Origin of the sequence: Streptomyces sp. LS1784, from assembly GCF_020103755.1 — a bacterium.
Classification (GTDB): domain Bacteria; phylum Actinomycetota; class Actinomycetes; order Streptomycetales; family Streptomycetaceae; genus Kitasatospora.
This window is the reverse complement of sequence record NZ_JAHSQD010001009.1, coordinates 1-1,622: the sequence shown is the minus strand read 5'-3', so window position 1 is coordinate 1,622 and position 1,622 is coordinate 1. Positions and strand designations below refer to the sequence as shown.

The 1,622-nt window shown below is 77.5% G+C and carries 2 protein-coding genes; both read left to right on the top strand.

Annotated features, from left to right (window positions below):
* Positions 1-1,438: non-ribosomal peptide synthetase (locus KS423_RS45155; RefSeq protein ID WP_263455892.1), on the top strand; the 1,438-nt coding region annotated here is incomplete at its 5' end.
* Positions 1,435-1,622 (top strand): thioesterase domain-containing protein (locus tag KS423_RS45150; RefSeq protein WP_374120187.1); only part of this gene is annotated, 188 nt, incomplete at its 3' end. The genes KS423_RS45155 and KS423_RS45150, both read left to right, overlap by 4 nt.

Below are 1,622 nucleotides of genomic sequence, written 5' to 3'. Positions count from 1 at the left end.
GATCAGCGCCGACGGCCTGCCGGCCGCCGAGGGCGTGCCGGTGCTGCGCCCGGACGCCGCAGCCGACGGGCCCGAGCTGCCGGCCGGGGCCCACCCGCTCGACCCGGCCTACGTCATCTACACCTCCGGCTCCACCGGCCGGCCCAAGGGCGTCGAGGTGCCGCGCGGCGCCGTCGCCGGACTGATCGAGGGTCTGGAGGCCACCGGCGCCCTGCGCGCCGAACCCGGCGTGGTCGGCTGGAACGCCAGCATCTCCTTCGACGCCTCCGTCCCGCAGTGGAGCCGGATCTGCCGCGGCGACACCGTTCTGGTCATCGGCGAGGAACACCGCGCCGACCCGGCCCGGCTGGCCGCCCTGCTCGCCGAGCACGCCGTCACCGACTTCGACCTGACCCCCTCGCACTGGGAGCTGCTGCGCGAGCCGTTCGCCGGCGCCCGGGTGCCGCGGCTCTTCATGGGCGGCGAGGCCGTCCCCGAGCGCACCTGGCGGGAACTGGCCGACGGCGGCATCGACGCCCTCAACCTGTACGGGCCCACCGAGTGCACCGTCGAGGCCGTCACCGCGCCGATCAGCGGCCCCGGCCCGCACCTGGGCGAGCCGATGCCCGACGTGCGCCTGTACCTGCTGGACGAGAAGCTCGCCCCGGTCCCCGACGGCGTGGTCGGCGAGCTGTACCTGGCCGGGCCCGGGCTCGCCCACGGCTACGTCGGGCGGCCCGGACTGACCGCCGAGCGCTTCGTCGCCGACCCGTCCGGCGGGCCCGGCGCCCGGATGTACCGCACCGGCGACCAGGCCCGGCGCGGCGAGGGCGGCCGGCTGGAGTACGTCGGCCGGGTGGACCGGCAGGTCAAGCTGCGCGGCTACCGCGTCGAGCTCGGCGAGGTCGAGCACGCCCTGGCCGGGCTGGCGGGCGTCCGGGCCGCCGCCGTCACCGTCCACGAGCCCGCCCCCGGCGACCGCAGGCTCGCCGGCTACGTCACCGGCTCCGTCACCGCCGCCGAGCTGACCGAGCGGCTGCGGGCCACCGTGCCCGCGCACCTGGTGCCCTCGGTGATCACCGTGCTGGACGCCCTGCCGCTCACCCCGAACGGCAAGGTCGACCTGGCGGCGCTGCCCGCCCCGGCCGCTGTCGAGGAGGGATCACCGGCGAGCGCCGGGGGAGTGGCGGAGCAGGTCGCCGAGGTCTGGAGCACCGTGCTCGGCGTCACCGACGTCCGGCCCGGCGACGACTTCTTCTCGCTCGGCGGCCACTCGATCGCCGCGCTGCGGGTCGTCCACCTGCTGCGCCGCCGCCTCGGCATCGAACTCCAGCTGCGCCATCTGCTGGACTCGGCCGACCTGGCCGCCTTCACCGCCACCGTCGAACGGGCCGTCGCGGCCGGCACCGCCGCCCCCCGGCCCGCCCTGACCGCCCGTGCCAGGGTGGTCGGCGCATGACCACCGCACTGCGGGTACGGCCCCGCGTCGAGGGCGACTGGCTGTTCGTCCCCGTGCCCCAACCGCACCGCCCGTACCGGCTGTTCTGCTTCCCCCACGCCGGCGGCGACGCCACCGCCTACACCCCGCTCGCCCGCGCCCTCGCCCCGGCCGCCGAGGTCTGGGCGCTGCGCCCGCCCGCCCG